Source organism: Flavobacterium sp. HJ-32-4, assembly GCF_022532105.1.
Classification (GTDB): Bacteria; Bacteroidota; Bacteroidia; order Flavobacteriales; family Flavobacteriaceae; genus Flavobacterium.
In genome coordinates, this window is record NZ_CP092832.1 from 14623 (window position 1) to 23930 (window position 9308).

The window sequence follows — 9308 nt, forward strand, 5'->3', positions numbered from 1 at the left end:
TTGGTTTGATTATTTCTTGAGCCAGTTATTCGTGAAGGGGCAATCGCGGAAGTCGCCGTTGACTTTCACGTAAGTGTCCTTTATTTTCTCTGCCATCCACTTCCCTACTTCACGAATCTGTTTCTCCTTAAGGGCGAGTTCTTTGATTTTGAGGTAATCTTTTGCGTAATCCGCCGTATGCGACGGAATGCGGTTGGTGACCATGATCAGTTTCCAGATACGTTGGGTGGTTTCGTCCTGATCCTGGATGGGTTGGGACACCTCACCCGTCTGCAGGCCGGATACCTGACTGTAAAGGGACGGGTCCATTTTCGTCAGTTCGAACTTGGTATCCAGTGTACGTGGGTTTACCAATTGTCCGCCATTCGCACGGGTTTCTTTCTCATCCGATTCACTGCGTGCCGCATCGGCGAAAGAAATCTCGCCCCCGACTATTTTGTTGCGGATGTTGATGGCTTTCTCCTTAGCCTCCTGCATCGCCGCATCGGTGATTTTAGGTGTCAGGAGGATATGGCGAAGGTCGACTTCCTGTCCGCGTATTTTTTCTACCAGGATGATATGGAATCCGTAAATAGTCTCAAACGGTTCCGATATCTCCCCTTCTCCCAAACTGAACGCCACATCCTTAAATTCCTTGATGAAAGGGGTTTTACGGGTCATTTTGTAAAAACCACCATTCGATTTCGAACCTGGATCCTGTGAGTAGAGTACCGCTTTACTGAAAAAGCTTGACTCACCCGCCAGCACCTGTCGTTTGAACTCTTTAAGTCGTTCAATTACTTTCTGTTTTTCGTCTTCCGACACTTTTGGTTTGATGACGATTTGCGCCACCTCGATTTCGTCATTGAAGACCGGCAACTCGTCTTTTGGAATCCGTTTGAAGAAATTACGCACTTCTTCCGGCGTGATCTCGATCTTATCGATGATTTTCTTTGTCATCTCGCTGCTGAGGCGGTTGAGCTTCAGGATTTCGAGAAATTCGGAACGGAAATCGGCCTCAGAGTCTTTTTTGTACAGTTTCACCAGTTTATCGACGGTCGAACCGGGGCCGAGTTGTTCAAGCATGGCCGCGATACGCTCTTCCATTTGGGCGTTGAGTTCGGCGTCACTGACCGTGATACTGTCCTGCGTAGCCTGGTGGGCATACAAACGGTCCTCCATCAGCTTCCCGAGTAACTGGCAATCGGTAATGTCTTTTGCGGATTCGCCGGAAGCGGTGATTTCCACACGTGCCTTATCGATGTCCGAATAGAGAATCAGGTAGCTTCCTACCGTAGCCACGATGCCATCCACTTTCTGGCGTTGCCCGGTCTTTTTGGCTGCCGGCACGGTGTCGCGGATAATCTCCTGCGCCGATACGGTCAAGGATGACAGTACCAGAAAGGCAACCAGCAGTTTAGGGCTTTTTATAAATTTCATACGTTTCATTTTTGATGGCATCATCTGTAATATCCTTTTCTATTTTCTTGATCATATCGAGCTTGCGACGGTTCAATATGACTTCTTTCAATGTGGGTTTCAGGAAGGAATAAGGCGCGATCTCATTCCGATCGACCACATCCCGCACCTTCACCAGGTACACCCCTGTTCCTTCCGCCCGTTGGTAGGAAATGCCCGGCGCGATGAACTCGTTCCGGTTTTCCGGCGTAATGAACGGCAATCGGCGGTAAATTTCGTTCATCTCGACCCAAACGGAATCATTTAACGCCGAATTCTGGAACTGCAACTGATACGTATCCCAGAACTTTTTATCCGATTTCCGAAAATCCAGGAACTTCGAACGGATCTGCCCGAACTTCGGATGGTCCTTCGGCACGTTGATGTACCGCAGCCGCACCAGCATTCCGGTTGCCCGGAAATTATCCCGATTTTCATCGTAATAGGCCTTCAGTTCCGTCTCCGTTACCAGTGTATCTACACTTTGTTGTACCAATTGCTCGAGGTACGCTTTCGTGTAAAGGTCGACTTTATAATCCCGGATCAACCGATTGAACTCCTCTTTCTTCTCCTTACCGACGTTTCGTTCTGCCGCCTCCATCAACAACTTCCCCGCGGCCCAACGGTCGATAAATGCCTTTACCATGGCGACGCTGTCTTTGGGGGATGTACCGGCGGGCATGAGGCCCACAAGGTCCGACGGATACAAATAGGATTTGCCGACACGCGCAATCGCTCCTTTTTTTGCTTCGGGCTTACTACAGGCACAAAACAGCAACAGGAACCCTATAACGGCGGCACGCGTCACTTACGGTTTGATTTCTTTTTTGACACGCGCAAATGCGGCCTGGTCTACCTGTATCGAAAACTCCTTTTTCAGGTTGGTAACCCAATTCTCCTCAAGAAACTGCTGGTAGTCGTTGATGACTTTTCCTTTTGCTTCCTCCAATGTACGGGGTCCGGCCGGAATCGTATCAAGCACCTTCGCGGCAAAGAAGTACGATCCTTTTTTGACCGGTTCCGTTACCTCTTTCTTCATGGTGACATTAGATGGCAACACGTCGCTACCTTCTTCAAACGTACCTTCTGTTACCATGACATTCACCGCCTCTTTCGTGTTCAACGCCGCTTTGATGGCAGCCGCATCTTTCCCTTCCTTAAGCATCTTCTGCGCCTTCTTCAGCACGTCTTCCTTGGTAGAGGAAACCATCATGACTTTCACACGGTTCTTCCACTGGTAGCGGTCTTTGTGAAGGTTATAGAAATCCTTCAGCCCGACTGTGTCCGTTTTCGATTTTTCCCAGATTTCCTTTTCCATAAGGTCGAAAAGCAGCAATCCGTCACGGTACTCGGTCATAACGTCAGCAAACTCGGGGAACTCATTCTCGAGGTTGTCGTTATAATACTTATTCAACTCGCTATCGAGGAAACTTTGGTAATAGGCATCGATTTGACGTGCCAGCGGCTTGATTTCCGCTTTTTCACGTTGTTCGGTTGCAATATGATTGAGGAAGTCGGTTCCGGTCAGTTTGCGGTCGGCAATCGTTACCAACGTTTTGTCATAGGGTTTTGTATCGGTTGGAAGCGCCCATTTGCTTTCATAGATTGCATCCGACACGGCTTTAGCTGTTGCGGTATACACTTTATCGTCACGCTTGATGGCATACTTTTTCCGCAGTTTTTCGTTCATCGATTCGACGATGAGGCGCGAACGGTCGTCGCGTTTGATTTTAGACTCAAGGTCGGTCTTCATCTCGTCAAACGTCTTGACCGGAAAGTTCTCGAGTAATTTAACGATGTGCCATCCGAACGCGGTTTGGAACGGTTCTGACACAGGATGGTCTTTGGTAAGCGAGAAAGCGACGTCTTCAAATTCCTCCGAACTCAATTCACCGGAAGCAAAACGTCCAATCTGGCCGCCTTTGGAAGCCGAAGTCTTGTCGTCGGAAAACTGCTGTGCAAGGGCTTCGAAGTTCTCACCCTGCTTCAATTTCTGGTAGATTTCGTCAATAGTCGTTTTTGCCTTCGCAGCCGCATCTTTGTCGTCGGTAGACGGCTTGCTGATCATGATGTGGGCTACGGAAACCTCTCCCCGGTTATCGCGGATGTCTTCTACTTTGATCAAATGGTAACCGAAGCGCGTCCGGATAATGCCCGAAACCTGTCCTTTTGGCGTTTTATAGGCGCCGGTTTCAAAGGGATATACCATACGGAAGGCAGAGAAATAGCCCAGTTCCCCTTTGTTTTCTTTTGCGCTGGGATCCTGGGAGGATTCCTGTGCCAGTTTTCCGAAGTCTTCGCCGGCGAGCGCGCGTTTACGGATATCCTGAATTTGCTTGTACGCCTTGAGCGTATCGGCCGGTGTGGCGTTCTCATCCACCAGGATAAGTATGTGTGCTGCCTTGATTTCCTTCAGATAGCGATCGTACGCCTCCTGCATCAACTCGTTGGTCACCTTGGAATCGGTAAGGTAGTTTTTGGCGAGTTGGTTTCGATAGGTCTTGAGCTCCGCCTGGTACTTCGGATTGTCCTGGAGGTTCTGGCGATACGCTTTCGTGATCTTCAGTTTGTATCCGATGAAAAGCTCGAGATACTGGTCAAGGTCTTTTTGAGATTCGTCCTTGACGAGATCGAGGTTCTTTTTGTATACCCGGGCGAACTCATCGGTATAGAACGGCTTGCCATCGATGGTAAAGAGCACCTCTTTCTTTACGGACTGTCCGTACGCGGCGAGGCCTGCGCAGAACAGCAATCCTAAGAACAGTTTTTTCATTTCAGGATGCGGGATAAATCAGTTTTGTCAGGCTTTTTGGGCGCGGTGGCATCGGCCGTCCGGACCCGGAAAAGCCGAACAAAATTAACAATTCGGCCCGGCTGTGCAAGATTCCTGCTTAGTATTAACACAATATTAAAAAGATTGACAAAGCGACGGTCGACGCGTCACATTTTTGTCACGATAAACTCGCTCCGTCGGTTCTGCTGGTGTTCGGCTTCGGTACAGTCGACACCGTCGGCGCATCGGTTGACCAGACGGCTTTCGCCAAAGCCTTTCGCGGCCAATCGGAAGGAGGCGATACCGCGTTTTTGCAGCCAGGCCATGGTCGACTTCGCGCGCCGATCCGAAAGTTGCTGGTTGTAGGTTTTGGGCGCACGGCTGTCGGTATGCGACCGGATTTCGATACGCATCAGCGGATATTGCTGCATGAGGTTGTATACTTTCTCCAGTTCCAACGCGGCATCAGGCCGGATATCGGACTTGTCGGTATCGAACTTGATTTCCGGGATATTAAGGACTTTCGCGACGTCGTCGCCCTCTTTAAATCGGCGCTTGCGTTTCTCGAGTTCGAGATTGGCGTCGGTTTTACCCACTTCTTCCGGAATGCTGATTTCGATTTCCTTGGTCTCGAAATGGAGTTTAGTGGCGCGGAGGTAATACTTCTTCCCACATTTCACCTGGAAACTAAAAGCCCCGAACTCGGCGGCGTATTGCTGCGTAATCATGGTAAAATTCTCATCGAACAGCGTGACCTGTGCGTCTACCAGGAAATCACCCGTTTCTGCATCCACCACGTGGCCAGCCAATGCTTGCTCGCAGACAATTTTACGGGTTTCGGTAAACCGGTAAATATCATCCGACCCCATGCCCTTCGGACGATTGGAACTCAGGAAACCGTTTCGGCTTTTGCTGTCGATCATGAACGCGAAATCATCGAAAGGGGTATTCGCCGGTTCGCCGATATTTTCTACTGTGAAATGCCCCTTCTCGTCGGGTGTCGCTACGAAAATATCGAGTCCGCCCAGTCCCGGATGCCCTTCCGAAGCAAAATACAACTCCCCGTCATCTGAAACAAAAGGAAAGGTTTCACGGGCTTCGGTGTTGATGTCCTCTCCTAAATTAATCGGCTCTCCGAACGTTCCATCGCGGTTGATGGCTACCTTGAAAATGTCCGAATCACCTCGCGTGCCCGGTCGGTCGGACGCGAAATAGAGTGTGCGGTCATCAGGCGACAATGCGGGGTGTGCACAACTGAAATCATCACTGTTGAAGGGCAGTTCCTCTATGTCGGTCCACCCAACCCCATCAAACGTCGCTTTGTAAATCTTCAAGAGTGTCGTCTTCTCTTTACTGGTGCCTTTTTCACCGTCCGCAAAATTATTTCGGGTGAAGTACATAGTTTTCTTATCCTTGGCAAAGGCTGCGGTCGACTCGTTGAACTTGGTATTGACGTCCTTGGAGAAGGGTTCGGGCTTAGAGAAACCGCCGTCTACCTTTGCTTTCGCAGAATATAGTTGACTGAAGGCCTCGCCGGTCCATTTCATCTTCCGACTGGCAGGACCGCCGGTGTCGCGTGCAGTCGCGAAAACCAGTTCCTCCCCGAAAAAGGCGGTGCCATAATCCGAGTAGGGCGAGTTGATGCCGGCATTGACGATATTGAACCGACCCGAGTTTCGGGCAATCCGTTTGAGATAGTCTTTCTGTGTAGCGAAAAGTTCGGCGCGTCGGTCGCCATTGACTTTCTGCGAAAACAGCGTCATGATGGAATCGGAGCTGGCATACCGTCCGATCGATTTCAGCGACTGTGCATATCGGAAATAGTACTTCGCGTCGGGTGCGACACCTAAAACGAACAATTGCCGGTACCACTGTGCAGCCTTCGTAAAATCGGCGTTGAAGTAGTAGGAATCGGCCAATTTCTCGAACAATTCAGGCGATTTATAGCCTTTTGCCGCCACTTTCTCATAGAGTTCGATGGCATCGAAATACGAATAATCGTTGTACTTTTTATCCGCTGCGTCGAGGCGCGCGTTTTGGGCGCTCACCACCCCCGACACCAAAACGATCCAAACGAGAAAATGCTTTATCATAATCAAGGACGGAAAAGAAAACCTGGTTTCCGACGTTTCTTTCGTCAAAAACCAGGCCTCTCTATTTCATGTTGTAATTAAAATTCGACGACAATGAACTGACTACGACGGTTCATCTGGTGTTCTGCCTCCGTACATTTTACGCCATCGGCACACTTGTTGACCAATTGGGTCTCGCCGTAACCACGACCTGTAAGGCGTTTCGGGTCGATACCGTTACGCACCAACCAGGCGATGGTTGATTTTGCACGGCGATCGGAAAGGCGTTGGTTGTATTCGTGCGTCTGGCGGCTGTCGGTGTGTGAACGGACATCGATACGCATGGTAGGATATTGGTTCAACACGGCCAGGATTTTCTCCAACTGGAACGCGGCATCCTTCCGGATGTTCCACTTATCGAGGTCGAAGTAAATCGTTGGGATATCGAGTACATCAGGCTGTGCCAAATCCGTTCCTTCTTCGATCTTCACGAAACGTTTCTTGATAGTAAGCGGAAGATAGGTATTTCCGCCATTCTTTGGCAGTTCGAACGGCATTTCGGTGGTTTCGTAATCCACTTTGTCTGCACGCACATAGACTTTCGACTCGCAATCGACCGTTCCCAGGTTATAATAGCCTTTAGCGTCGGTATTGACTGTTTTGATTTTCTCCATTTCGGCATCGAAAAGCGTCACCTGTGCATCGGCTATCGGCTCATTTGAGTCGCTGTCGCGGATGACACCTTCAATCAACTGCTCACAGTTCAGTTTACGCAACTCGGTGAACTTATAGATGTCATCGAATCCTTTTCCACCATCGCGATTCGACGTGAAATATCCGGTTCTGGTTTTGGTGTTGATGATGTAAGCAAAATCGTCACGACGGCTGTTCAGCGGCTGCCCGAGGTTCTGTACGCTACGGAAGGTACCGTCAGACCGCATGCGCGCTACGAAAACGTCGAGTCCACCGAGACCGGGATGTCCATCAGAGGCAAAATACAGTTCACTTTCATCTGACATGAACGGAAACGTCTCACGCCCCGGCGTATTGATCCCAGGTCCGAGGTTGACCGGTGTTCCAAAACTGCCATCGTCGTTAATCGCAACTTTATAGAGATCCGAATCGCCTAGTGAACCAGGCATATCGGATGCGAAATAAAGCGTTTTCTCATCCGGACTCAACGCAGGGTGTGCGGTGCTGTATTCCGGACTGTCGAACGGCAACTCGGTAATATTACCCCACGCTCCGTTAACGAAAGACGCACGGTATAACTTAAGGCGTGTGATTTTGAAACGGTCTGTTCCCTGACGACCCGCGTAATAGTTGTTACGGGTGAAATACATCGTATTGCCGTCTTTCGTGAAAACTGGTGACGCCTCGTGAAACTTTGTATTAATCTCTTTTGAGAATCGATAGGGTTTGCCCGGAATCGAGTCGAAATCACCCTTAGTATCGGCCCCATAGAGGTTGGTAAAGTTCTTGTAGTTCCAACTGTGACGGCGTTTTGAGACGCCTCCCGTATCACGCGCTGTGGCGAATACGAGTTGATTGCCCATCAGCGCTGAACCATAGTCGGAGTATTCGGAGTTGACGCCCGCATCTTCTATATAAAAACGCTTGGAATTCAACTTGATGATCTCCAGATAATTCCGGTTATCCACGAAATTCTTGGCCCTTTGATCGTTGCCGGCGAGCTCGTTGAACTTCTCGAGCATCTTATCGGCCTCTTCGTATTTCCCTGCCGATTTCAGCGCCTGCGAATACCTGTAAAAGTACTCAGGACGCTGGTTCGGGTTCATGGTAAAGAGTTCACGGTAGATGGGTTCCGCTTTTTCGTATTCCGCGTTGAAGAAGTAGGCGTTACCTAGCTTCTGGAACATTTTCTCGTCTTTATATCCCCTGGCTGCGATTCGCTCGTAAATCTTGATTACATCCACATAGGCGTAATCCTCATAGCGATTCTCGCCTTTTTTCAAGGCCGCTTTCTTTTGGGCGAAAGCGCTTCCGGAAAGAAGGCTGAAGGCAATCAGCAGGAATATCGGTCTTAATTTCATGTCTGTGGATTTTGCGTTAGAAGAAACGAGGCGAAATGACACGGTCGTAATTTTTGAATAGTTCGAACCTCAGGAAAATTTCATGTGATCCGGAATTGTAGTTCGCCAGACGCGTTGTTTCCATGTCATACCCATATCCAAGGAACCAGGAATCCGTTATCTGGAAGCCCGCCATCGCACTGAAAGCTGCGTCCCATCGATAGGCCACACCCGCAACAAATCGGTCATTGAACATAAAGTTCCCCGAAAGGTCCACCTGTAACGGCGCTCCGTTCACGATTTTCGTCAACAAAGCGGGCTTGAATTTGATGGTCTCATTAAGGTCAAACACGCGGCCTGCGATAAAGTAAACGTGCATTTTCTCACTGGCTACTGAAGTCGTGTTGTTCTCGTAATGCTTGGTTTCCAACATGTGCGGAATCGAAAGCCCGAAGTAGGTTTGATCGGAATGCCAATAGATACCCGCCCCAATATTCGGAGTAAAGCGATTGTCTACATTTTGAGGCAGTGTCGTCCCCGGGGGAACCGTCAACTTCGTAAAATCAACATTGAGGAGGTTCGCACTGGCTTTCAGACCAAATGACATCTTCCATTCATTACCCGTACGGATAGTGTACGACACATCGGCCGCGATATCGTTCTCCTCCGAAATACCGATTTCATCGTTTACGACCGAAAGGCCGAGTCCGATTTTACTATTCGCAATCGGTGTATGGATGGAAACGTTATTAGTGACAGGCGCCCCATCGAGACCGACCCATTGGGCACGGTGGAGGGCGAAAGCACTTAGTACACCCCTTGAACCTGCATACGCCGGGTTGACGTTCACCGTGTTATACATATACTGTGTATACTGCGGATCCTGTTGGGCGTAGATGCAACCTGTGAGCATCAGGGCAAAAATCACGATTCGTGTTCTCATATGTACGTTGTTTAACCCGGGAGGCCTGTCGACCTCCCGGAATTAAGTTT

The 9308-nt window shown here is 49.5% G+C and carries 6 protein-coding genes; all 6 read right to left on the bottom strand.

The features are described from left to right. Window positions 1–9: 9 nt before the first annotated feature. The 6 genes from MKO97_RS00070 to MKO97_RS00095 all read right to left on the bottom strand — a co-directional run bounded on the left by MKO97_RS00070 (window position 10) and on the right by MKO97_RS00095 (window position 9258). Window positions 10–1419: a peptidylprolyl isomerase gene (locus MKO97_RS00070; protein ID WP_241104037.1), complete on the bottom strand. Its 1410-nt coding sequence runs from the start codon at window positions 1417–1419 to the stop codon at window positions 10–12. Next, a complete protein-coding gene (locus MKO97_RS00075; RefSeq protein ID WP_241104038.1) occupies window positions 1397–2245 on the bottom strand; it encodes a hypothetical protein in 849 nt (282 codons plus the stop codon). The genes MKO97_RS00070 and MKO97_RS00075 overlap by 23 nt, the downstream gene beginning before the upstream one ends. After that, the gene (locus MKO97_RS00080) at window positions 2246–4210 is read right to left on the bottom strand and encodes a peptidylprolyl isomerase (protein WP_241104039.1); all 1965 of its coding nucleotides are present in this window, start codon (window positions 4208–4210) and stop codon (window positions 2246–2248) included. It lies immediately after the preceding gene. A 167-nt stretch (window positions 4211–4377) separates the two neighbouring features. Next, complete coding sequence (locus MKO97_RS00085; RefSeq protein ID WP_241104040.1) at window positions 4378–6303, bottom strand: OmpA family protein; 1926 nt, start codon at window positions 6301–6303, stop codon at window positions 4378–4380. 77 nt (window positions 6304–6380) lie between these two features. Then, on the bottom strand, window positions 6381–8336 hold the full coding sequence (locus MKO97_RS00090; RefSeq protein WP_241104041.1) for an OmpA family protein: 1956 nt from the start codon (window positions 8334–8336) through the stop codon (window positions 6381–6383). A 16-nt stretch (window positions 8337–8352) separates the two neighbouring features. Then, window positions 8353–9258, bottom strand: a complete 906-nt coding sequence (locus MKO97_RS00095; protein ID WP_241104042.1) for a type IX secretion system membrane protein PorP/SprF — start codon at window positions 9256–9258, stop codon at window positions 8353–8355. Window positions 9259–9308 lie beyond the last annotated feature (50 nt).